The following is a 25,169-nucleotide window of genomic DNA, read 5'->3' on the forward strand; positions in this document are numbered from 1 at the left end:
ACAAGATTAACCTGAATATCAACAACCTTGTCTCCTATTCTTTATTAAATTAAAAAATCACGATCTAAAAAATATCCAACCTTTAAACAAAAGGAATAAACAATAAGATAATTCACAAAACGTATTCAAAAATTTATATGATATATTTGCAGCAGTTAAGGCTGAACATCTGTTCATTAACAGGGAATCAAGTGAGAAGAAATTCAATGCTTGGGCTGTACCCGCAACTGTAAGCTGTTTTAAACTTTAAGTACATGATGCCACTGGATCACCATCCGGGAAGGCGTATTTAAGGAAGCGAGCCAGGAGACCTGCCTTATCTGCATTCACTTCGGAAAGAAATTTTGCATTCTTTTCCGGAAGGAAAGTTTCGGGAATAAAACTTTAATTTAATTATATTATGAAGAAGATTTATCTTTTTTTACTGCTGCTATGTCTACAGCAATTCTCCGCCCAGTTTACAGAAAATGACATCAAATTCTGGGTAGGAACAGGTTCTAAAAAGGCTTATTTCATCGCTGATTTTAATGACAGCGACAATCCTACATCCTATGCCTGGGGTTTCCGTTATGATGCAAATAATCTCACCATGGAACATCTCATCAATGCAATTGACGCAGCAGATCCAAAACTGGAAACTGAAGTGCCTTCAGGATTTCTTTACAGCATCAATTACAATCACCACATTCCAAGTCTGGAAGATTATTGGTCTACATGGTCTGGCCTCACTGCAGAAAACATGCACCTAAACAATGGGGCCAACAATGATCCCCTTGTTGATGGAAAATGGTATGGTGCATCTTTCGGTTATGGATCTACTCCTACTACACCTCCACTTTCCCATCCCTCTCCTCCTGTAGCGGCCTACAATTCTGCATGGTACAATTCTTCACAGATCACCAACTGGATCGGAACGGGAAGCAATACCAGCCTCGTTGTTATCGATTTTGGAACCAGCAGTTCTGCAGGACAAGCTCATTCCTTCGTTTTTGGAATTAAATACAACGGAAACTTAAACGCTGAACAGGCTCTTCAGCTTATCCACGCTCAGGCGTCTTATTTTAATTTTACATCGGGCAGCAACCAGATTGGCACCCTATCTCTCAATAACTTCACAGGAAATGCATCAGGAACCACGACCTGGAAACTTTTCAAAGGAAAAGACCTTTCAAGCTGGAGAGGACAGAACAATCTTGCTCAGATTCAACTGGGTAATAACGACTGGCTGGGTCTTAGCTTCGGACAGAGACTGCCATTTACTCCAAGAGAAGCCTCGAACCTGACTTTAGGTGTTTCTGAAAACAGTAAGAAGGAATTCAGTATCTACCCTAATCCTGCAAGTGATTTTATCAGAATAGAAAGCAATGAAGATCTTAAAGAAGTGAATATTTATTCGGTTTCAGGACAGAAAGTATTGACTGGAAATACAGCAAAGGTGAATATTCAGGCATTGAAAGCCGGGATTTATTTAGTGGAAATTAAAACATCTAAGAATACAACGGTTCATAAGATCATTAAGAAATAGATTAAACGCGTCCCCAAGGCGCGTTTTTATTTTATAACTTAGTCATTGACGTGGTTTTATCCCTTACTTTTGTCTTGAAACAAAAGTAGCAAAAATTCAAGACTGGAATCATCGGCTAAAAATGAATTCTATTCTCTAAAAATTCTAAACTCGTGCGGTAGGTAGGTATGTTTAGAATCAGAATTTGTCCCGCACTCAAACAGTAGAATTTTCTTAACGTTCATAGAAATCATTTTTTTAACGCCTCTGCTTCCTAAGTCAATGGATCACAAATATTAAAACATGTCATCCCAATCAGATATTGGGAATACATGATGACTATAATCTTCCATAACCTTAAAGAAAAGCAGATTGTTATTCCCGCGAATTTTTGCTCGCCTGAAAATCGAAGATTTTCATACAACTTAAGTGCTCTTCTATTTTCAAAGTATTCAACTTCAAAATAACTAAAGTGTTTAAAAACTTTTGTCCCTTTTGTGGTTAAAAAAATAAAAAAAACGCACCGAAACCGGTGCGTTTTTCAATATTCCAAAAAGGAAATTATTTTTTCTCTGTAGATCTCTGTAAAACTTCGTCTACCATTCCGTAGCCTTTCGCTTCTTCAGAAGTCATCCAGTAATCTCTGTCTGAAGACTTTTCTACCCATTCGTAAGTCTGTCCTGAGTGGTGACCGATGATTTCGTAAAGCTCCTGCTTCAATTTAAGCATCTCTCTTAAGTTGATCTCCATATCTGAAGCTACTCCCTGAGCACCTCCTGAAGGCTGGTGAATCATTACTCTTGAATGCTTAAGTGCAGAACGCTTTCCTTTTTCTCCTGCTACAAGCAATACCGCTCCCATTGAAGCTGCCATTCCTGTACAGATTGTGGCTACATCAGGCTTGATGATCTGCATCGTGTCATAGATTCCTAAACCTGCATAAACGCTTCCTCCCGGAGAGTTGATGTAGATCTGGATATCTTTCGATGGATCTGCACTTTCTAAGAATAAAAGCTGTGCAGTTACGATATTAGCCACCTGATCGTCGATTCCGGTTCCTAAGAAGATAATTCTGTCCATCATCAGACGCGAAAATACGTCCATCTGTGCAACGTTCAATCTTCTTTCTTCCATGATATATGGCGTAAGGTTTGTTGGGCCATGCATTCCCATATACTGATCGGTAACCAAACCGTTGTTTCCTAAATGTTTTACAGAGAAATCTCTGAAGTCTTTTTTAATGTCCATATTTCTATTATGTATTATTAACTATTTTCGAAGTTTAAATTACAACTTTTATTCCTAAAATTTTATAGGACTTTTTGTCACAGAATATCAGCGTGATGATCAGCAGAATGTCTGTCTATTTATCTTTTCCTGTCGATGTAGATGCCTTTGATAGGAGAATATTCAATAATATCACTGAGTCTAATGGAAGCCTGTTTCAGCAGTGTGATTTTTTTAATCAGCTCGTAGTATTTTACCTCATCCGTTCCGTTGTATTGGTCCAGCTGTCTTGCTGTTTCTTTGATGAGATAATCGATATACCTGTATTTGTGCAGTAAAACGTCGCCCTGTACCTGTTCTGCTATTTTGTCGCCATAATTCGGGGGATAAATATTTCGGGAACCCCAGTTCTCCAGTTCATCCAATGGCATCAGTGCATCTACTACTTTTGACGTAATTTCTTCGTCCATCAGAGACACAAAAAAGTTCCCGCTTCTCAGCTCATCTTTCTGAATACCGTCTTTCACCTGATTGATGATAATCTCATTCCCTTTAACCAAAAAGCTGTATTGTTCTTCTTCAAAATGCAACAGGATTTCTTCAATCACTGTAATCTGATACTCCTCGTTTTTTTCATTCGTCCTTTTCAAAACAATATCTCCAAACATCAGCATATGATCCACAAGCTTGCTTTCCATAAACAGAACATCATACAGATAAGGGTCTTCTTTCTCCTCATCCAGAGGGACAATTTCAAGCTTGGGCTGAACTTTTTCTTTCTGCTGCTGAACGTGTTGCGTCTGGTTCTGTGTGATCTGTTTCTGAACATCAAGCTCGTTGAAAAGACTCTGCTCCGAAAGTCCGAATTTATTGGAAACCTCCTTCAGATAAACTTCTCTTTTTAAAGCATTCTGAACGAAACCTACAGATTTTACGATATCTCTGATGGCCTCCGCTTTTTTAATGGGGTCGTTTCCGACTTCCTTTAAAAGAATTTCAGCTTTAAAATCAATGAAATCCATCGCTTCATTTTCGATGAATTTTTCTACATATTCCTGCGGATGTTTTCTTGAGAATGAATCCGGGTCGTCACCATCAGGAAATAGCAGAACACGGATGTTCATCCCTTCCGTAAGCAGCATATCAATACTTCTGAAACTGGCTTTAATTCCGGCATTATCCCCATCAAAAAGGATCGTCACATTTTCTGTCAGCCTTTTGATAAGTTTGATCTGTTCCGTAGTCAGAGAGGTTCCTGAACTTGCCACAACGTTTTCGATTCCGGACATATGAAGCGCGATCACATCCATATAACCTTCCACCAAAAGACAGATATTTTTCCTTGAAATCGCCTGTTTACTCTGATTTAAACCATAAAGCACATTAGACTTATGATAAATTTCCGTTTCCGGCGAGTTGAGATATTTGGCGGTTTTTACATTATTCCTAAGAATTCTGGCTCCGAAACCTAAAACCCTGCCCGAAAAACTGTGGATCGGGAAAATAACCCTTTCACGGAAACGGTCGATACCGGATGGTGTATTTTCAGGAAATATGGAAAGTCCGGATTTTTCAAGAATTTCCTTTGTGTAGCCTTTTTCTTCAGCATAAAGCGTAAAGGAATTTTTCTTTTCCGGTGAATATCCAAGCTGGAATTTTCTGATGATATCATCTTTCAGCTCACGTTCTCTGAAGTAAGCCAGACCAATACTTTTTCCTTCTTCGGAATCCCAAAGGATTTCCTGATAATAGGAATTGGCTACTTCATGAATTTTATATAACTGATCTTTTTCCGTCTGTGCATGCTTTGCTTCTTCGGAAAATTCACGCTGATCTTCTTCGATTTCAATACCATATTTTTTGGCGGCATGACGAAGGGCTTCAGGGTAGGTGAAATTCTCGATCTCCATCAGGAAAGAAATGGCCGTTCCTCCTTTTCCGGTGGAGAAATCTTTCCAAATCTGTTTGCTTGGTGAAACGACGAAACTTGGCGACTTTTCATCATGAAAAGGACTGAGCCCTTTGAAGTTAGACCCGGCTCTTTTCAGCTGAACGTACTCTCCTACTATCTCTTCTACCCGTATCGTTGAGAAAATTTTGTCTATGGTCTGTTTGGAAATCATAGTGTAAAATTAAATATTTAGTTTGAAGAAAAAAACTTCCCGGAAAAGAATGATTTATATCACAATTCTTATTTAAATTAATTCTAATTAAAAATAATAAGTTTGCATTGAAAATTTTTAAACATTAAGCATGATTACAACTCAATTCTTTAGACTGCTCAAGCGGTCCAAATTAAGCATGGCCGGAGCTCTCGTCCTCTCAGGATGGGCTTCCATGAATGCGCAGATTGTCTCTTATTATTCATTCTCACAGAATCAGGGAACCTATACGCCATTATCCGTCGCAACCAATATTGCCACTGCTACCGCATCTACCGGAACAGGTCTTCTGGATGAAAATGTCTATACATTGAATGACGTTATTCCCTTCTCTTTTCCTTTTAACGGAACTGCATTTAATTCTGTAAAAGTACACGCCAACGGATTCATCAGCTTTGGAAGTACAACATCCAGCTCTACGGATCCGATAGGTTCGGGAATTTCTTATTCCGGGGTAATCTCCCCTTTGTCTGCAGACCTTGAATCTCTTTTTAATATTAATGGTTTAACGGGATCTATTGATTATGCGGTTACCGGAAGTACTCCGAACCGTGAATTTGTGGTCCAATGGAGTCATTTCAGGCCTTACGGGGCTTCTCCTGCGACTGCTGCCTCTCATCACGACTGGGATTTCCAGGCCAGATTGCATGAAAACGGAAGCATAAAATATGTATACAGCATGAATTCCCAGGGAACGCCAAGTGCAACGAATGCCAAGGTGGGACTCCGTGGAACTTCAAGCAGTGATTATAACAACAGAACGGCTTCCGGAAATGCCACCAGCAACTGGAATAATACGGTAGCGGGAAGCAATTCTTCCGCAGGAATCGCGAGTAACTACAGTTTTCTGGCTGCACAGGGCCTGACTTTTAACTGGACTGTTCCTACTCCATGTATAGCTCCTGCAGCACAGCCTTCCAATTTAGCTTTAACGAATACAGGAATCATCATTAACGGAAGTTTTACAGCGAGTTCTCCGGCAGCTGACAAATACCTTATCCTGAGAAATGTAAACGGAACAGCACCCAATACACCAACCAACGGAACGGTATACACAACGGGAGAAAATACTTCTCTGAATGCCTATGTAGCCTATTACGGAGCGAATACTACTTTTGAGAACAATTACAACCACGGTATCCGCGGAAATAATCAGTATACATACACGGTTTATGCAGTGAATTCAAACTGTACGAACGGACCTTTATACAATACACAGAATCCTGTGAGCAGTTCCATCACCAACTGCCCGATTCCAGTCAATGGGATTACACCCTCCAACGCGAATACTAATTCATTTAATGTGACATGGCCTGTTACTGAAAACGGAAGCGCACTGCCGATTAACACTGTGATTGAAGTCGCTTCGGACAGTAATTTCACTTCTATGGTAGCGGGATCACCTTTCACATTGGGAACTTCTACTTTGTCCCAGCATATTGCAGGACTTCAGCCGAATACTCAGTATTTCATCCGAGGAAAAAGTGTAAGCACACAGTGTCAGAGCTCTTATTCCAGTACGGTAAGCATTTATACAACCTGTACGCCTGTTTCTTCATTCTACGAAAGTTTTGATTCCGTTTCAGGAACCAATAATCTTCCGAATTGTTGGGGTAAAATTCTGACTTCCAATAATGGTTCTACACCAACCATCAGCTTAACAACAACGGATGCCAATTCATCACCCAATAACATCAGCTTTTACGGAAATGGTGCCACGACCACTGAAGCTGCCACGAAAATGATTCTGGTAAGTCCTGAACTGACCAACATCAGCAGCGGAACGCACAGACTTCGTTTTAAAGCGAGAAGAACTTCGGCTGATATCAAAGTTCAGATCGTGGCTTTAACAGGAACCACTTCTTCTGCCAACGTTGAAATCATTGAAACGATACCGTTGACTACGACGTATCAGGAATATGTGGTGTATATCAACAATTATTCAGGAGCCGCTGATCATCTGGGAATTAGAAGAGTGGACGGAAGCACATGGTCTTATATGTATGTAGATGATGTAATCTGGGAACCGGCACCGAGCTGTACTGAACTATCTTCAGTAACATTAAATGCGGAAACCTACAACGGAGCGAATATTTCATGGACGAACGTAAATAATCAGCAGCCAGCATCAGGATATGAATATTTTGTTTCTACAGTGAATACCCCTCCGGCAGACACAAACCCATTTGTAACCTTAACATCAGGAACCACTTCTGTAGCGGTTTCAGGTCTTTCAAACGGTACTTATTATTTCTGGATCAGAAGAATCTGTTCGCCGGGCGAAAAAAGCCCTTGGAAAACAGTAGCATTCTCTACCATTCCTACGACACCTGCTCCATGGAAGGAAGAATTCATGACCACTACTTTCCCACAGGGCTGGACTACCGGAACAAGCCCGCAATCATTTGCACTGGGTGCGGAAAGAGGAGCAACAGGAAACGGAACTACAGCTACCAATCTGTATAAAAACCTGTATGGAAATTCAACAACCGGAACATTCAGCAGTATCAATGTGGGGCCATTAAATGCGGCTAATTATGAGTTAAGCTTCTCGTATAAGCAGACTAACTACAACAGCCCGTTTGCACAGCTACCTACCTGGGGGAACTTTGACGTACAGATCTCTACGGATTTCGGGACAACATGGACCACCATCGGAACGGTAAATAATGAACCGGGTACAGGAAACTATATCAAAAAAACATATTCTCTCGCCGCTTATCAAAACCAGTTTGTAAAAGTTAGAATTAATGCCAACAGGACGGCGGGAGATTTTGATCTTTCTTTTGACAATTTTGAAATCAAGGCTGGAAATTTATCTACCCTTGAAACGGTAAAAGATCAACTCAGAATCTATCCGAATCCGGCCGTATCTTTCGTAAAGATAGATTCTAAGGAGAAAATAAAATCTTTTGAACTGTATACTATCTCGGGGCAGCTTGTAAAAACAGGAGGTCAGGTACAGGAAGTATCACTTGAACATTTAGCCTCAGGAATTTACATCCTTAAGTTAGCGCTAGACAATGGCCAGACCGTTATCCATAAGATCATTAAACAGTAGTCTTTGTATTATTAAATGATGAATCGGCTGGAAGTATCTTTCGGCCGGTTTTGTTTTGATTATAATTTAGAATTAAATTTGTACCGTTAATAAGCGAAGTTTTTATCGCTTTCATTAATCATTTGGATGAAGTTTTTAAAAAGTATTACTATAGCACTGATTTCTACTTTTGCCCTGCTTATTCTATGTATAGAATTTGGAGGGAAATATTTTTTAGATGCAGAAGATCGTAGAATAATCACAGTGACAGTGGGAAGTGCTCCAAAACTTCCGGAAAACTTTATAACCTTTTATAATACAGTCTATCCAAAGTCTTTATCTACAAATTCGTGGGATCTTATGATCAATAATACATTCAGTTCATCTGTTTCAAAAAAAGAATGCCCTTGCAGTCAAACAGCCTATACTTTTTATCCTCACCTAACATTTAAAACACAATCTGTAGTAAAATATTTTATTATTTCAAGGTACATTGAGCATCATTATAACCCAAAAAATTGCCTGAGTTTTAACTTTGATATGTTTGACTTTTTAGAAAACAGAAAGGGAGTCACAATACTCTCAAAGTCTCTATTTAATAAAAAAATTAAAGATTTAAGTCCTGTTGAAATGGCAGAAATACTAAGTCTGTATGAAAATCCTGCTAAAAATAACCGAAATACAAACCCTCAACACTCCAAGGTAAGAACTGCATATTTTTACGATTTATATATAAAAAATTTAAATAAATAATGAATTTCACCATCCATAACATTAAAGAATGGCAGGAAGTTGTCAATAAGATCATTCCTGACTTAAAGCATAACATCCTTCTTTTAAAAGGAAACCTTGGCGCGGGTAAAACAACGTTTACTCAATTTCTTCTCAAAAACCTGGGAAGTGAAGATGAAGTGAACTCTCCTACCTACTCTATTGTCAACGAATACAGTACTCCAAAAGGAAAGATTTATCACTTTGATCTTTACCGTTTAAAAAACATCGAAGAGGTGTATGATATCGGCATTGAAGAATACCTGGATAACGCCTTTCTGTGCATCATAGAATGGCCGGAAGTATACGAAGAAGAGCTCTACGGGCTTAAGTACCACACAATGAGTATCGTGAATACTGGGGATGAAAGAGAAATTTCATTCGAGTAAATATTATGTATCTTTGCTTATAAATTCAATTGAAAAACAACAACCTGTAAGACATAATTTATTTAAAGAATGAGTACTACAAATATTTTTACTCCTTTTACTGAAGAAGAATTGATGCCGAAAGAAGAAAAGTTGGAGGTTATAAAGAAAGGAAAACAGTTCAGTATTGGAATTCCTAAAGAAACCTGTCTTAATGAGAGGAGAACCTGCATTACTCCGGACGCGGTACAGGTATTAGTAGAACACGGTCACGAGCTTATTATAGAAGCTGGAGCGGGAGAAGGTTCTTTTTTTACAGATCTTCAGTATTCTGAATCAGGAGCAAAGATCACCACTGATCCTAAAGAAGCTTTCGGACAGGATCTTATTCTAAAGATCAATCCTCCCACAGAAGATGAGATTGATTATATGAAACCGAATACCTATCTGGTTTCAGCGCTTCAGATCAACCTGAGAGACAAGGCTTATTTCTTAAAGCTGGCAGAGCGAAAAATCAACGCCATTGCATTTGAATTTATCGTTGACGAATACAAACAGCTTGCTTTGGTAAGACTGGTCGGCGAAATAGCAGGAACCGTTTCTGTTTTATACGCATCCGAACTTCTTGCCCTTTCAAACGGCCTGATGCTGGGCGGTATCACAGGAGTAAGACCTGCAGAAGTTGTTATTTTAGGCGCAGGAATTGTGGGTGAATTTGCCACAAAAGCAGCCATCGGATTGGGAGCCAGCGTAAGGGTTTTCGACAACTCACTTTCTAAGCTGAGAAGACTTCACACCCTGGTAGACAGCAGAGTTCCAACCTCCATCATTGATCCTAAAGAATTAAGCAAAGCTTTAAGACGTGCAGATGTAGTGATCGGTGCCCTTCCAAGATTAAATATGACGCCTATCGTTACCGAAGAAATGGTCGCGAAAATGAAAAAAGGCAGTGTCATCATCGATATTACCATAGATAACGGCAAAGTGATCGAAACATCCGAACTGACAACGATGGAAGATCCTTATATCATCAAGCACGGCGTGATCCACTGCGGACTTCCGAACCTAACGTCAAGAATGCCGAGAACCACAACCAAAGCAATCTCCAATTTCTTCCTTTCCTATATCCTGAACTACGATGAAGAAGGTGGTTTTGAAAATATGCTGATCCGCAAAAACGAAATGAAGCAAAGTTTATACATGTACAAAGGAAGACACACCAAAAAAGTGATCTGCGACCGTTTCGGACTTACTTACCACGATATCAATCTTTTAATTTTCTAATGAAAAAAATTAAATTCTTTTTAATAGGCCTTATTCCGGGGCTGATTCTTGTATTTTTTATTCTGAACAAAAAAGGCGCGAGCTGCAGCGGGTATCTTCCCAACAGCCGTGTGATTGCAGAAACCCTTTCCAAGGAATTCAAATATTCTGAAGAAGCTAAGAACGAAATGACTACCTATAAAATTGATGAGAAATTTATAAAAGACAGCATCATTACCAATGGAAAAGTAGATTTCGATAAAAGTCATGCTCAGAAAAAGCCTTGCCCTGACTATGTGATTACGTATCCGGAGAAAAATCCGACGTATGAAATCATTTTTGAAAAATGTGAGGAAACGGTAACGTTGAATTCTTTGAAGAAACTGAAATAAATTTTATTTTTAAACATTAAGGAGTTAAGAAACTTGTTTAAAAAAAGGATAATTAAGGATTTGACAATGTCAAATAATAAGCAGCAAGCTTTATAAAATATCTTTGATATTTTTCTTAATTAATCTCAACAGCTTAAATGTTCTTAATAGTTAAATTAGCTAAATTTAAATATTGATTTTAAACATTAAGAAGTTTAGAAAATTATTTAGTAAGAATGATTAAGAGTTTGAATGTTCTTTAGGTTAAATTAAACTGATTTTAAATAGTAGCATCAAATAATATTTTTTATGGAAGGCAATTACTACATGATCCACGATTATCTGATATTCATTGGAGTATTTGCTATTTTCTTCCTGCTTACGGTCAGTATTTATCTTTTCAGCCAGAACGGCAGATTCAGACAGAAAAACACCCGACTTACCGAAACGAATAAAATCATTGAACAGAAGTTGAATGAAGTCCAGCTGGAGCATATCGGCACCAAGCTGAATCCTCATCTCTTCAAAAATATTCTGAATTCTGTGCAGTCTCATGCTTACCAGACGTATATGTCGCTGGATAAACTTGCGAATGTTCTGGATTATATTTTATACGAAAGCAACAATAAATTTGTCAGCCCTAAAGAGGAACTGAATTTCGCGTTAAGCCTTATCGAGATCAATAAAATAAAGATAAACCCACTTTTTGACTTCAGGATCAAATCAAGAATCAATAAGTCGGATACAGTGTATGAAGAAAAGGTTTTCGCTCCGCTGATCTCTGTTGATCTTATCGAAAACGCCTTCAAACACACTGATTTTCTGGCTCAGGATTCATTTATCTCCATTCATCTGGAACTTGAAAACGGAATTTTCACGATGAAAGTCAGCAACAAAGCTTCTTTAAAAAACATTCTTGCAAAGGAAAACAGTGGCTTCGGAAGCCAGTCTCTGGATCAAAGGCTTAAAATGATCTACAACAATCATTATCAGCTCGAGAAAAGCTCAAAAAACGGTATCTTCACAGCAGAATTAAAAATCAATTTAGGGGAATTTTATGATAAAATGCGTTATTCTTGACGATGAATTACTGGCCATCAGTTATTTAAAACTTCTATGCGAGCAGATCGAAAATGTAGAAGTCGTAAAAGCATTTAACGACCCCAAAATTTTCCTGAGCGAGATAAACAACATCGATTGCAATCTCTGTATCCTGGATATTGAAATGCCGGGAATGACCGGACTTCAGGTAGCCGAAATTATTTCCGGTTCAAAAAAAATCATCTTCACAACGGCTTACAAAGAATATGCAGCCGAAGCTTTTGACCTGAATGTGGTAGACTATGTCAGAAAACCCATCAAAAAAGAAAGACTGATTCAGGCCTTCGAAAAAGCAAAAGAGCTGGTAGACGTTCCCCATAAAAAGGATTTGATCGAATGGAATACCAATATCGGTAGAACAGTCATTTTCACAGAACAGATCGCTTACATTAAAACCTCTGAAATCGACAGCCGCGATAAAGATATCATCCTGAACGACGGAACCACCATCGTCCTCAAAAATCTCAGCTTTAAGACACTTCTCGAAATGCTTCCTTCCAAAGACTTCGCCCAGGTGAATAAAAAGGAGATCATTGCGTTGTCTTCCATCAAAGTATTTTCCACCAACGAAATTATCAGTACGATTCAGTCGGAAGGTGATAATTTCCTGAAACTTCAGATCGGAGAAGCTTATAAAAACTCATTAATGGAGCTCTTCGGAAAGTAGATCTTTCAGACCTTTGCGGTTTCACTGCAAAATGTGATGGTTTCATTACATCCTCCCTTTTATACGACCTTTCCGGTGTATTTTTGCTGCTGATTAAATAATTTTATAATGAAAAATTGTCTGTATGCAGCAGGAATTCTCATATCCGGGCTTTGCTTTTCCCAGGAAACAGGTTCCAAGGTCAAGGCCTCCTTTTTCGATGGAATTGTAGCGGCCGGATATGTGGATCATGGAGCTTTTATCAATTTTACAGGTCCGAATGTAAGCTTTACCCATAAAGGTCTTAAACTGATCGCCGGAATGCTTCCTTCACTGAGAATTAAAGAGGACCGTTCTTCAGGAACCAAAAACAGTTCCGTCACACCAAACCTGGGAGCAGGAATTACCGCGGTTTATAAAAAGATGGTACTTCAGATACCGGTTTATTACAATACGAAAACATCTACTGAAAACGGAGCCTGGAAAGTAGGAATCGGATTGGGATATTCTTTCAGATAGAATTTGAAGCCAGGAAGAGGGAAGCTGGAGGCGGGAAGTTATGGAGGTTTGAAATATAACTGAAATACATTTTTATTAATTTTTAGGATTGCTTCAAGCAAATTCTGAGACAGGTATTATAATAAATGCCTAACAGTAACTTCCAACCTCCCTCTTCCAGCTTCCAAGCCTTTTGCGGTTTTTATTACATTTTTTAGAACATTTATTACATTTTAAGAACAAGAGTATTTAACATCAATATATTCTCATCAACTTTGCATTAAAATATTAGGAATCATGAACTGGGGAAAATATAGAAATTTAATTTTTTACATAGCAACCATTGCCTTTTTTTCCTGCCTGATGTACTTCTTCATTATAGAGGGACAGACGCTGGAGATCAAGGAAAATATAGTGACTAAAACAAGCACCGGCTCTACCTGGGAAAATTTCCAGGAATCTTTTAAAGCCAATCTTCATCATCCGTTGGCATTGCTTCTTGCCCAAATCGTCACCATTATTCTGGTCGCCAGACTTTTCGGGTGGATCTGTATGAAGATCAAGCAGCCTACCGTAATCGGTGAGATGATCGCGGGTATTGTTTTGGGACCGTCACTACTCGGGATGTATTTTCCTGAATTCTCTGCTTTCCTTTTCCCGAAAGAATCTCTAGGTAACTTACAGTTTTTAAGCCAGATAGGACTTATCCTGTTTATGTATATTGTAGGAATGGAGCTGGATTTGAGTGTATTAAGAAAAAAAGCCCATGATGCCGTAGTGATCAGTCATGCCAGCATCATTATCCCATTTGCATTAGGAATAGGGCTTTCTTATTTTGTCTATCGGGAATTTGCACCGGAAGGCATTCAGTTTACATCATTTGCGCTCTTCATTGCCATTTCAATGAGTATAACGGCATTTCCGGTATTGGCCAGGATTGTTCAGGAGAGAAATCTTCAGAAAACGAAACTGGGAACCATCGTTATTACCTGTGCCGCAGCCGATGACATTACGGCATGGTGTATCCTTGCAGCTGTTATTGCGATTGTAAAAGCAGGTTCATTTACCAGTTCCATCTATGTGATCATCATGGCTATCGCTTATGTATTTTTAATGATCAAAATCGTGAGACCGTTCCTGAAAAGAATCGGGGATCTTCAGGCGGGTAAAAACACCATCAGCAAACCGATGGTCGCTATTTTCTTCCTGACACTGATTCTTTCTGCGTATGCTACTGAAGTAATTGGTATCCATGCATTATTCGGTGCGTTTATGGCCGGAGCGATTATGCCGGAAAATGCAAAATTCCGTACGCTTTTCATCGATAAAGTAGAAGATGTAGCTTTAGTTCTTTTACTCCCTCTTTTCTTCGTATTTACGGGTTTACGTACACAAATCGGACTATTAAATGACGGTCATTTGTGGTTGACAGCAGGATTTATCATCTTAACCGCAGTTACAGGAAAATTTATAGGAAGTGCCCTCACAGCAAGGTTTGTAGGAATCAACTGGAAAGAAAGTTTAACGATCGGTGCCTTAATGAATACAAGAGGATTAATGGAACTTATCGTCCTGAACATTGGGTATGATCTTGGGGTATTAAGCCCGGAAATTTTCGCAATGTTGGTTATTATGGCTTTGTTTACCACCTTTATGACGGGACCTGCTTTAGACTTTATTAATTTTATTTTTAAATCTAAAAAAAGCAGCGACGAAGAAACTCATGACGACAACGATTCCAAATACCGTGTCCTGCTCTCCTTTGACAAACCTGAGTCAGGAAGCACTCTGCTGAAATTGGCTCATGATTTTACCAATAAAATGAACGGTAACAAAAGCATCACCGCTGTAAATATTGCTCCGGTAGATGAAATGCACGCTTATGATATCAATGAGTATGAAGATGCTCAGTTTAAAAACGTGATTGAAACATCCCATGATCTGAAACTGGAAGTGACTACCCTTTTCAAAGCTTCCACGGACATTGAAAACGACCTGACCGGGATCTCTAATAAAGGAAATTATGACCTTCTCCTGATCATGCTGGGTAAATCTATGTATGAAGGAAGTTTGTTGGGAAGACTTTTAGGATTTACTACCAAAATCATCAACCCGGAAAAGCTTCTGAACACGGTAAAAGGCAAAGGAAATATTTTCAACAACTCTCCTTTTGATGATTTTACGCTTCAGATTCTTGACAAAACCCATATTCCGGTAGGGATTATGGTAGAAAAGGATTTTAAATCGGCTGATAAGGTGTTTGTCCCGATCTTCAATCTGAGCGATTTTTATCTGCTTGAATATGCCAAAAGGCTGATCAACAATAACAACTCACAAATCATTATCCTGGATGCCGCAGGACAGATCCGCAACAATATTGAGGTGAAGGAACTGATCAGAAGCATTGAGCAGGTAGCACCCAATCACATCACTTTATATAACGAGAAAAAGATCGAGAAAGAATTCCTGAACGCACAGGATCTGATGTTGGTCAGCAGCAAAAGCTGGAAAAACCTGATCGACAGCAAAAGTCTGTGGCTGTCTGATATTCCTTCAACATTGATTATCTCCAATCCATAAGTTTTTAAACATTTTACCAGTGTAACAGTATAACAATGGAGCAGTGTAACAATGTAACAATCTAATAGTGTAACAATTTAACAATGGAACAATATAAGAATATCAGAATATCAGAATCTATGGAAACACTGAACAGGTTGCATAGAATGATATCTTTTATTTAATGAGAAAACATCAGTCCACACAGTCCATATTAACTTCCGTTTCCGGTATTGGTCAGCAAATAATATATTTGATAAGTCTACTCCAAATCCCGTTGACCCATACTGAATCGGAACTGTAGATCCGGCGGTGAAACCTTCCTGCAGAGGGTGTGCTGCCGGGGAATCTGCAGAGTTTTAATTAATGTAACAATGTATCAATCTAGCAGTGTAACAATCTAATAATAAAATAATCTGAGGGATACTATAATCAATTGATAAAAAAATATTTGGGCTATTTGAATCGATTAAATCATTGGTAAATTGCTAGACTGATACATTGCTACATTGTCGAATTATACTATTTCTCATTCCTAAGTTTCAGCAGCTCTTGAAATGATTCGGAAAATCTTTTCTCCTCTTCGGCAATATAATCACCGCTGAAAGGCGCACCACAATCTAAGCTGTTGCTGACATGAATCAATTTCCCTTTTTCAAAATAACCCCGGTTCTCTTCTATTTCTGATTTTTCAAAGTCAAAAGCTTCCGTGTCGTTATTTTCTTTCATGGCTTTGACATCATAATACAGGGGTCGATTGTATTTGTATATTTTCTCAAAAACAAAGGACAGTTTTCCGTTAAGCAGATAATATTCGGTGAGCATCTGGCCCGTTTCTCCGAAAAGTCTTTCCGTTATCTTTTCCAGGCGTCCTTTCTGCTCATAAAATACCGCTTCACCGCCTTCTGCAGATTCCCCTTCTATGTCTTTCTTTTTTATGGAACTCCATTTTGTAATGGAATTGATTCTTTTGAAATTGCTGCGGATAGGTTTAAGCCTGTCGGTCAAGAATTCATTAACAGGAATATCATTTTCGTTGAAAGACTCTTTGATCTTTATAGTATCAGATTTTATGAGATGTGATATTTCCGCAACCTTTTTATAAGTTTCTGCGCGGCTTAAACTTATAGAAGTTACTAATATCAGTAAAGTGTAGAAAAAACTGGTCTTCATGATCATTATGTTTTGGGCCGGTTATTTTACAAATCTAGTTAATCTTTAAATACGAAAGACTTCATACAGAATATGCATTAACTTCCTCTATAAACAACATCTTATGAACTATAAAAACAAGACATTAGTAAAGTTTTCTTATTAAGAAATGAATTAATCAATTTTTTTATTGATCATCCAATTTCCATCACCTAAAATCTCTGGCGATATAATCGTAATTCTACTACAATTTTAAAAATTTAGCTCCGAAAATAGATTTTGAATATCATTTTTTAATAGCTTTATGGCATAATTCACAACTGATTGAAATGGATTTTTTTGAATATAAAGTCCGAAACGGAGATACGCTTTATTCTATTGCCTCCCGGCTGGGTATGACCGCTGAGGAGCTTAAGCTGTATCACAATTCCCGATGTAAAAGAATAGATACGGTATGGTTTGAAAATCTTAATGGAGTTCAGCACCTTTTTGTTCCTTTGAATTTTAAAACAGAAAAGCAAACAGAGGAGGAAAAGAAAAAAATACTGCCTCCTGCCCAACTATCCAATTCGTTCTTTCTCCCTATTTATCATATCACCGAAACCTTTGAGAATCCAATGGAAGATTCTCTTGCAATAGATTACACTGTACAGGTAGGTATCCATAGATGTAAAACTAAAAACCATTATGTCCTGACATTTAACCAAAAGGATTTTAAAACCAATGACGAAATACCTGATGACAAAGCAGGAAGCCTTTCACTCGCCTTTATGGAAAGTATTATGCCAATTGGTTTTAGTCTTTCTGACACAGGAAATATCACCGGATTTGCAGATCATAAAAGCGCAATTGAAAAGTTTAAGGAAAAGCGTACAGATCTGGAGGAGTTCTTTATAGGAGATGTTTCTAAGATCTATTTTGATACATTTCAGGACAATATTTCTGACCGTGAATATTTTTTACGACAGTTCAAATCTACATTGCTTTTTCAAACTTTATTCCCTAAAATGGATTGGTTCCACAAAAGATCCACCTGGTCTGAAAAGTTCTTTTTTATTCAAAACTCCTTTCCTGTTCAATGCTGTATGGAAATTGAATATGAAGATGAGGACTCGGATTTTATCATTACCGTTTTAAGAGGAAAAATCACAGACTCGTGCAGTCTGCAGGAACTAAAACGCGGTATACGGTTTGAAGAAATGGCAGAAGAACCTGTTTCAGGAGAGATCAGCCTTCAATACACCACCCATAAACACCATAAAAACCTGTCCCGGGCAGAATCATCGCTGAGTCTATGGCATGAAGATGCTCTGATCCAAAAACACAATATCACCATAACACAATGATTGTATGAAAAATTATATTATCCAGAAAGGCGACACTTTTGGCTCGCTGGCTCAGAAATTCGGACTGAAAGATGAGGGTATCTTAAAAAACTACCACAACCTCCACTGTTCCGAAGAAGATATTATGCATAAAGATCCCGTTCCCGGAAAATCAATGCTGATCACAGAAGATCCTCAGTTTATGACAGAGGAAAATCAACCTCAGGAAGAGACTGAAAATGTTGAAGAGGAAGAAAATACAGAATCAACAACCGATGAAGACAATTCTCCGACAGCAAAGGATGAACAGTCATCTGAGAAAGGAGAAAAGGATCAGAAGCAAGATAAAAAAGAAGACAAAGAAAACAATAGTGGTGGCTCTAATGCCCATGAAGGGAAATATTTCATTGTACAAAAAGGAACTGTTCAATGTAATCAGGGATTTAAATTTCCCAAATTCAAAGTCACCAGCCATGAAAAACATTACTGGAACGACGCTGAAGGACTGTCTGATTATCTGGCCGTAACCGAAGATGACCTTCAGTTTGAACCCACAGCACAACCTTTCGGACAATGTAAGCTCAAACCTTCATCCGGCGGATACCTTCCATGCGCCTACGCTCCTGCAGGAAAATGGCAAAAGACCTACGAAAAGGTAAAAGTCATGGAGAAAAGCTGTCTCACCGAAATCTCCGAGCTGATGTGCAGTACCGGTGGAAAAATCACCATCCTGAAACACGGCCAGCAAAGTGAAGTGGGCAAATCTCAGGCCTCCAATGCCAATACACAGGAGCAACAGGTTTATAATCCGGTGGTGGATTATGATGAGTTTAAAGAGAAGGTTGAAGACAATGAGGCAGATGCCTGGTAATATTAAAATACATGATCATGGCCAAAAAAGGAGTTTTTAAAATTACAGGTAATAGTTCTCCCAAAACGGGAGAAAAGACACTATACAAGGTTACCGACTGGTATCCTGCCACTCCCTCTTCGCAACGAAAGGAATCTTTAGTTACATGGGAACTTTTCAGAAAAAGAGAGGATGGTAAATTTACTACAACGAATATCAGGAAAAAAGGAACCGGAGAGTTTACTTTTGGAAAAGATGCATACAAATACATTTATCAAATTGAGGGTTATCTTCACAGTCCTGAAGGTCATGAGCCCATGGCTATGATTGTAAAACCTCAGAAGAATGAACAGCAACCTGCTCCAAAAGAAAAAGATATTTTAGGCGTAAAACTTACTTATCAGGATGGTTCTCCGGTTAACAAAACATTAAGCTACATGGATCGCTTACGAGCTACGGCCAAATGTCAGGCTCTTGAAGGTGAATATATCACATTCAGTGTCTGGGAAGATGATGAGGAAAAATCAGGACACCATAAAAACAATCAGTTTATTCTAAAATCTTCTCCTTTGCAAGTAGACAGTAAAGGATATGCAAGGTGGAATTTTACATTGCTCAATACCTATATTTCTCTAGCCAATAAAAGAGAAGATGATAAAAAACATCATGAGTATTATGTAACAGCAGAGTACAATGGCAAGCCGGAAACTTCAGGAAATGTGAATGTCACCAATCCGGAGTATAAAGTTCCAGCTTCTACTCCAAAGAAACCTGCTGCAGCTTCAGTGCCAGAAAAAACCAAACCGAAACCAGCCAAACCAAAACAACAGCCTAAACCTGATACGCCCAAAGGCTCTACCAATTCCGGTTCTCAAAACAATCAACCTGATAAAAAAGGAATTATTAAAAGTATAAAGCTGGTTGATAAAAATGGTAAAGCATTCACCAAAAAACCTAAATTTGGTGAAGACATCAAACTGATAATTGAAGCGAAAGATGTTGTCGGAAAAAAATATACTTTAAAACTTTGGGAGCATGATAATACCGGTGATAATGATTTGGTATACAACAACACCCATACTTTCAAAGCAGAGAGACAGGAAGTAGTGATTAGCCTGAATCCGGAAATGCAAAAGATCGGAGAAACCGGTAAAGATCCTAAAAACCCTGACAGTGGAGAATACTGGACAGGAAACTGGCAGGAAATATTTGCCGAGGTAATCTTCCTTAATATATCTACGAAGTCCAGCACTATTGATGTTGGGATAAAGGAGGTACCGAAGAAGCAGGATGACGGGAAAAGTCCGGCTAAGAAAGAAAAAAAAGATTTAAAAAATGATTCTGTATGTTTATGTAAGCAATACGATTTAATATGGGGTGCAAAAGTTAATTGTGACTTCAGAAAAAAAGTAGTTGAGATCAGTAAAGATCTGTGGGGTGAAGCTAATAAAATAAAAATGGCAAACTATCTAATGGCTATTTTTAAGTGGGAAAGTGGAGGAACCTTCAAACCTGATGTTCCAAATCAAGCAAACTCTGGAGGAACAGGACTAATTCAATTCTTACCTAGTACCGCGAAAATTCTTTTGGGTCATGAGGTCACAATAGAACTAGTAAAAAATTATCACGGACAAAAATATAATAAGAAAACCAAGCAAAAAGAGGATTGGTATTTAAAAAGAGTAAAAGAGTTTGCAAACATGACCGCAATTCGACAACTTGACTATGTAAAAGAATATCTTAAAGATTTAAAAGGGAAAAATCTTGAATTTGTTGATATGTATCTAAGAGTATTATTTCCTGTTTCTTCTGGTTTACCAGATCATGTAGTATTTGCTAATAATCTATCTAAATTAGACAGACCAACTGAAACGGAAAAATTAAAAAATAAACGTGTTGATGCTTATAATGGGAATAAAGGATTAGATATTAATGGTGATGGAAAAATTATGAAATCTGAAATTAAAACAAAAGTTCAACCTTATATTACCGAAGGTCTTGTAAATAAAGAAAATAAATTTGAATGCGGAAATAAAGAAGAATCTACAAAAAAAACAGATTTAGCAGGAAAATGTTTAGAAGGAAATATTGTGGGAGGATTTATTGAAAACAAATTGGTAACCAAAAACAAAATTGATAGCTGTAATAAAAATTCAATGCCTTCTGAAGTAAAAATTATTGTTTTACATCGAACTGCAGGTGGAAAAGCAGCTGGTACATTAAGTCATATGAAAACAGAAGGCTATGGAGCACATTTTGTTGTTGATTATGACGGTACTGTTTATCAAACAATCGGTTTGGATAAAAAAGGTTCACATATGGGAGTAAGGCCTTATGCTGCTACTGTTGAAGCTGGCTGGGGAAATAAAAATAGTATTGGCATAGAAACATGTGGTTATTCATATGATAAAGATGGTAATAAAAGAGTTGGAGCTAAGTATGATAAAATCCCTCATCATCATTGGGAAACTGTTACGGATGCCCAATCCAAATCTATTGCATGTCTATTAAAGTTTTTGTTAAACCACTTTTCACTAGATTTGGATGATGTTAAGGTACACGAAAAACTATGTCAAAAAGAGCCTAACGAAGGACAAGATGTTTATAATGCAATGCTCCCTTATTTTAATAAAAAAGATGAATAACAAAATGAACAAATCATTTATTTTAATACTACTTTCTTTTCTTCTCTTCTTTAATTGTAAAAAAAGTCCCACATCATTATCTCCAAAAGAAGAAAAAATAAAAAATGACACTATCATAAGTAATATTAGTAGCTCATGTAATGAAAACATACAATCTAATATCTACAACTACTTACTATGTTCATCATGGGCTAAGTTGAATGAAGCTGACATAAAATACATTCTTCACTTTGCTAAAGAAAATAGATCTTCTGAGATTATCAATACTATTGAGCCCGAAATGCCAGCATGGGTAAATTCGGATGTTAAGATTAACAATATTGATTATCAGTTACAAGTAAACGCTATGTCTTATTTATATTTAACCGATAAAAAAAGTAAAACACGTAAACTATTAACATTTGATGTAAAAGATGTTCCTGCAATCGAAAAATATTTTGTTAGAAAACTCACTGAAGATGATGATGAAAATTATGAATATAAGTTGAGCAAAGTAAAAAATGATTTAAAAAAAGTAAAAATGGATATTTCTAAGTGGGCTGGAATCTATTCATTTGACAATAACAATTATGATCAATTGTATAAAAAATATACTCTGAATGTAAGTAGTAATGGAATATATTTATACGAGGGTGAATTACCGGGATGTAAAATATATTGTACACCTTACACTATAGATGACAAAATATATTTTTATTATGATGCTGATAAGACAATATGTTCAAATTTTGACACAAGTTTGATTGATAATTTACAAAATGGGGATTTAATTCTTAAGGCTTATGGAAAAGATGGAAAAAAATACATCCAGTCTCCAATTATACCATACTGGGACGATAAATCTTTAGATTTCAAAAAAAACACACCCATTGGAATTAATAAATAAGATTAGGATTAAAACTCTATGGTTTAATGAAAATTAATTGCATCATATTCTTTGAATGATAAAGGAAATTTTAAACAAAAAAAATAATTTGGCAATCTCCAAATTTTAAAATTACGAATAGAATGTACTAACACATGATGAAAAACCTAGTTATTTTATTATCGTTTATAAGCATATTCTCTTGCAAAAAAGCACAAGAGAACATTTCAATACCCTCTTTTTCCCAAGAAATTTCTTTTGATAAAAATTGGAGTGGTGATGTATTAATTTCAGATTTGAATTTTGTAAGCTCTATTGACCCAACTTGCAAATTAAATACTACTTTTTTTGATAGATCAGAAAAACAAGTTAAAGAGGATGATGCAAAATGTGCTTTATCTAAAATTAAATTTGATTACGATAAATTAAATTCTATTAATAAAAAAAATATTATTGGAAAACTTAATTCTAATACAGAATTATTCATTAAAAATTCAGTTCCTAAAAATAATACTGCAGATTTAAGCTATCAAACAACATTGTATGTAGAAAAAAATAAAACGATATCTGATTCAATTATCATTTATCAATCTTTTAATTATTCAGAAGCATTAACTGTAAAAACAAAGTACTACTATCTTGATAAAAGTGAAATTTATTTACTGGATGTTGCAGAAGATGAATCCGGAGGAAATGTTGAAAAATGGGAGCATTATAAAATAAATTCTTCAGCCAAGATATCTTTAGTAAAACAAAAATCTTTTTTGAAAGATAATAATGTTACGAAGACCAATGTTGATTTTTGGAAAGGAGTATATCATTTTGAAGCATCAAACAGAGACGAGGCAAAAACCATTTTTGATATAATGATAAATTCATTGGAGGATATTTCCGTAGATGTAACTGAAGAAGGAATAAAAGATAAATATTCTCAATTAAAAGCTGAAGAAGTTAATAATGGAAAAATTAAAATAAATTACGATAATTCTTCTGGAGATCTGGGCACTATTTATATTGAAAGATCTGACAACAATTACTTTATTTCGGGAAGCCCAATATACTTTATCAATCCTGGGAATAATGAAATGCCTCTGCACAAATTGAAATAATATTTAAAAATAGACATTGAAATTAATATATCAAACATTTTCATTCCAAATGAAAACGATAGTTCTCGTACTATTAGCAGTCACATTACAAAGCTGTAATGGACAGGAAAAAAACAAAACAGAGGAATCAAAAATAGTAATAACCCCTCATAAATCTGAGACATCCAAGGAATCAGAAACTTCTATTAACTTTCTGGATACAAAATACCAGTCAGGAGGTTTTTCATTACCTGACAATCCCAATCCTTATCCAACATATTCATATTCAGATAAAAAAACAGGGATTTTCACTGTTGATTACATCGGTAAAAAGAATGATATACAATATTTTTGGAATTTTAACAACAAAAATGGCTACTTCGCTAACTATGAGAACATTGAAGATCGTGCCCGGGATTCAAAAACAATACAAAATTTCATTTATCAAAAGGATTATTATATTATTGCATCTTATCTACCAAGTAAATACATAAGTTATTTAGGCGAAAATGGAGAATTTGACTTGAAGCCAAATGCTAAAACCACATTTTATCTTAATCAAAATAATAAATGGAAATGGATTGGAGAAATAGAAACATCCAAAATACCTGAAGATATATTATCATTTGATACAAACTTATTACAAAAAGATATTTTTGAAAATGTAAAAATTATTTCTAATGTTTTTGATGGTAGTCATTCTGTTTCAGTAGAAACCGAGGCAACAACTACAGGAATGGCTTCTATTTCTTATGAATTTATTATTAATAAAAATGATGTGACTTTATCATTAAATAGTTATAAAGAAAATAACCTTTGTGAGGGTAAATATATAGGTATTGAAAAAAATAACCAATTAGAAATATATTACTTAGGAGATCAATTATCTTGTGTATCTATTGAACCCAAATTCACTATAAAAAAAGATAAAGATCAGTTTTATATTAAAGGAATTGGTGGTGAAGGAACTTACAACAAATGGGTTCCAATGAAATAAAAAAAAAAAAACTGAATAATAGAGTTTTAATCATGTGATAAATAAAAGATTTGAAAATAAAGATTGGCAGAAACTGTTAAAAAAATAATTGCTGAAGTGATTTTAATCACATATTTAGAATTCAAACAGTAATATTCATTATTTTTAAACCCAATAAATTCAAATTATACTCAATGAAAAAAATAAGTTTCTTCTGCCTTGGTCTTTTAGTTTTTACAGGCTGTCAAAATGAATCAAAAAAAACAGTTAATGAAACCGTAATACTTAAAAAAGACACTGCTACGGTTATAAAACCTGCCGTTGAAAATACTCCGATTACTGAGACCAAAGGAATTCTCACTCAGAAAGAATGTACTGAAAAACAGGTGGACTACGAAACTGAAATGGAATGCATCTTTAAAAATTCCTCTATTGATGAAGTCTACAGGCAAACCATAAAAGATAAAGAAATAGAAAAAGCAGAACTGCTAATAGCTAATCTTCCAAAGGCAAATACAACAAAAGAAATAAATGAAGACGGCCTTGTTTCAATAAGCTACACCGTTGGTCCTAAAAAAACTGAGATTGAATTTCTGTTTGAAGGCGGAGTGACTACGTTAAGCTTAGAACAACAGAATAAGGATGTTAAAAGAACGATTATTCACAGCGCAGATTAAAAATATAATAAAGCTTTGGTCACAGATCAAATGATAATTTAAGCCAAAAATATCATGAGTTTAAAAAATATTTTATACCTT

20 protein-coding genes and 1 riboswitch are annotated in these 25,169 nt (G+C 36.5%); of the genes, 17 read left to right on the top strand and 3 right to left on the bottom strand.

Translation table 11 applies throughout. The features are described from left to right. Nucleotides 1–141: 141 nt before the first annotated feature. Nucleotides 142–333: riboswitch (cobalamin riboswitch) on the top strand. Nucleotides 334–400: 67 nt separating this feature from the next. Next, nucleotides 401–1,525: a T9SS type A sorting domain-containing protein gene (locus N0B48_RS03155; RefSeq protein WP_259836693.1), complete on the top strand. Its 1,125-nt coding sequence runs from the start codon at nucleotides 401–403 to the stop codon at nucleotides 1,523–1,525. 540 nt (nucleotides 1,526–2,065) lie between these two features. Here the strand turns inward: N0B48_RS03155 and clpP are convergent. Continuing rightward, nucleotides 2,066–2,752, bottom strand: coding sequence for an ATP-dependent Clp endopeptidase proteolytic subunit ClpP (gene clpP / locus N0B48_RS03160; RefSeq protein ID WP_259836694.1), 687 nt, complete (start codon nucleotides 2,750–2,752; stop codon nucleotides 2,066–2,068). Between the two features lie 119 nt (nucleotides 2,753–2,871). Further along, nucleotides 2,872–4,854, bottom strand: a complete 1,983-nt coding sequence (gene dnaG, locus N0B48_RS03165; protein ID WP_259836696.1) for a DNA primase — start codon at nucleotides 4,852–4,854, stop codon at nucleotides 2,872–2,874. Between the two features lie 130 nt (nucleotides 4,855–4,984). Here dnaG and N0B48_RS03170 point away from each other — a divergent pair, with 130 nt between their 5' ends. The 9 genes from N0B48_RS03170 to N0B48_RS03210 all read left to right on the top strand — a co-directional run bounded on the left by N0B48_RS03170 (nucleotide 4,985) and on the right by N0B48_RS03210 (nucleotide 15,531). Further along, entirely contained in the window at nucleotides 4,985–7,954 is a 2,970-nt protein-coding gene (locus N0B48_RS03170) for an NIDO-like domain-containing protein (RefSeq protein WP_259836698.1), read from the top strand. 126 nt (nucleotides 7,955–8,080) lie between these two features. After that, the gene (locus N0B48_RS03175) at nucleotides 8,081–8,686 is read left to right on the top strand and encodes a transglycosylase domain-containing protein (protein ID WP_259836700.1); all 606 of its coding nucleotides are present in this window, start codon (nucleotides 8,081–8,083) and stop codon (nucleotides 8,684–8,686) included. Beyond that, entirely contained in the window at nucleotides 8,686–9,093 is a 408-nt protein-coding gene (tsaE, locus tag N0B48_RS03180; protein ID WP_259836701.1) for a tRNA (adenosine(37)-N6)-threonylcarbamoyltransferase complex ATPase subunit type 1 TsaE, read from the top strand. The genes N0B48_RS03175 and tsaE overlap by 1 nt, the downstream gene beginning before the upstream one ends. Nucleotides 9,094–9,162: 69 nt before the next feature. Then, nucleotides 9,163–10,356, top strand: a complete 1,194-nt coding sequence (locus N0B48_RS03185; protein ID WP_034726603.1) for an alanine dehydrogenase — start codon at nucleotides 9,163–9,165, stop codon at nucleotides 10,354–10,356. Further along, nucleotides 10,356–10,727, top strand: coding sequence for a hypothetical protein (locus N0B48_RS03190; protein WP_259836704.1), 372 nt, complete (start codon nucleotides 10,356–10,358; stop codon nucleotides 10,725–10,727). Before N0B48_RS03185 ends, N0B48_RS03190 begins: the two co-directional genes overlap by 1 nt. Before the next feature lie 288 nt (nucleotides 10,728–11,015). Further along, nucleotides 11,016–11,786, top strand: coding sequence for a histidine kinase (locus N0B48_RS03195; RefSeq protein ID WP_259836705.1), 771 nt, complete (start codon nucleotides 11,016–11,018; stop codon nucleotides 11,784–11,786). Continuing rightward, nucleotides 11,764–12,474 (top strand): LytR/AlgR family response regulator transcription factor, encoded by a 711-nt coding sequence (locus N0B48_RS03200; RefSeq protein ID WP_259836706.1) that lies wholly within the window; start codon nucleotides 11,764–11,766, stop codon nucleotides 12,472–12,474. Before N0B48_RS03195 ends, N0B48_RS03200 begins: the two co-directional genes overlap by 23 nt. A 108-nt stretch (nucleotides 12,475–12,582) precedes the next feature. After that, a complete protein-coding gene (locus N0B48_RS03205; RefSeq protein ID WP_259836707.1) occupies nucleotides 12,583–12,972 on the top strand; it encodes a hypothetical protein in 390 nt (129 codons plus the stop codon). 276 nt (nucleotides 12,973–13,248) lie between these two features. Next, nucleotides 13,249–15,531 (top strand): cation:proton antiporter, encoded by a 2,283-nt coding sequence (locus N0B48_RS03210; protein ID WP_259836708.1) that lies wholly within the window; start codon nucleotides 13,249–13,251, stop codon nucleotides 15,529–15,531. A gap of 501 nt (nucleotides 15,532–16,032) precedes the next feature. Here the strand turns inward: N0B48_RS03210 and N0B48_RS03215 are convergent. Next, nucleotides 16,033–16,683, bottom strand: a complete 651-nt coding sequence (locus N0B48_RS03215) for a hypothetical protein (RefSeq protein ID WP_259836709.1) — start codon at nucleotides 16,681–16,683, stop codon at nucleotides 16,033–16,035. A gap of 308 nt (nucleotides 16,684–16,991) precedes the next feature. On the opposite strand from N0B48_RS03215, the gene N0B48_RS03220 reads away from it, so the two are divergent. From N0B48_RS03220 to N0B48_RS03250, 7 genes are all read left to right on the top strand, one after another. After that, the gene (locus N0B48_RS03220) at nucleotides 16,992–18,008 is read left to right on the top strand and encodes a LysM peptidoglycan-binding domain-containing protein (RefSeq protein WP_259836710.1); all 1,017 of its coding nucleotides are present in this window, start codon (nucleotides 16,992–16,994) and stop codon (nucleotides 18,006–18,008) included. 4 nt (nucleotides 18,009–18,012) lie between these two features. Then, complete coding sequence (locus tag N0B48_RS03225; protein ID WP_259836712.1) at nucleotides 18,013–18,858, top strand: DUF4280 domain-containing protein; 846 nt, start codon at nucleotides 18,013–18,015, stop codon at nucleotides 18,856–18,858. Between the two features lie 17 nt (nucleotides 18,859–18,875). After that, on the top strand, nucleotides 18,876–21,482 hold the full coding sequence (locus N0B48_RS03230) for an N-acetylmuramoyl-L-alanine amidase (RefSeq protein WP_259836713.1): 2,607 nt from the start codon (nucleotides 18,876–18,878) through the stop codon (nucleotides 21,480–21,482). A gap of 4 nt (nucleotides 21,483–21,486) precedes the next feature. Beyond that, a complete protein-coding gene (locus N0B48_RS03235; RefSeq protein ID WP_259836714.1) occupies nucleotides 21,487–22,368 on the top strand; it encodes a hypothetical protein in 882 nt (293 codons plus the stop codon). 134 nt (nucleotides 22,369–22,502) lie between these two features. Next, the gene (locus tag N0B48_RS03240) at nucleotides 22,503–23,456 is read left to right on the top strand and encodes a hypothetical protein (protein ID WP_259836716.1); all 954 of its coding nucleotides are present in this window, start codon (nucleotides 22,503–22,505) and stop codon (nucleotides 23,454–23,456) included. A 49-nt stretch (nucleotides 23,457–23,505) separates the two neighbouring features. Further along, a complete protein-coding gene (locus N0B48_RS03245; RefSeq protein WP_259836718.1) occupies nucleotides 23,506–24,432 on the top strand; it encodes a hypothetical protein in 927 nt (308 codons plus the stop codon). A gap of 173 nt (nucleotides 24,433–24,605) precedes the next feature. Then, nucleotides 24,606–25,088 carry a hypothetical protein gene (locus N0B48_RS03250; RefSeq protein WP_259836720.1) on the top strand — a complete coding sequence of 161 codons (483 nt, stop codon included), beginning with the start codon at nucleotides 24,606–24,608 and terminating at the stop codon, nucleotides 25,086–25,088. The last annotated feature ends 81 nt before the right edge of the window (nucleotides 25,089–25,169 follow it).

Source organism: Chryseobacterium herbae (assembly GCF_025154075.1).
Taxonomy (GTDB): domain Bacteria; phylum Bacteroidota; class Bacteroidia; order Flavobacteriales; family Weeksellaceae; genus Chryseobacterium; species Chryseobacterium herbae.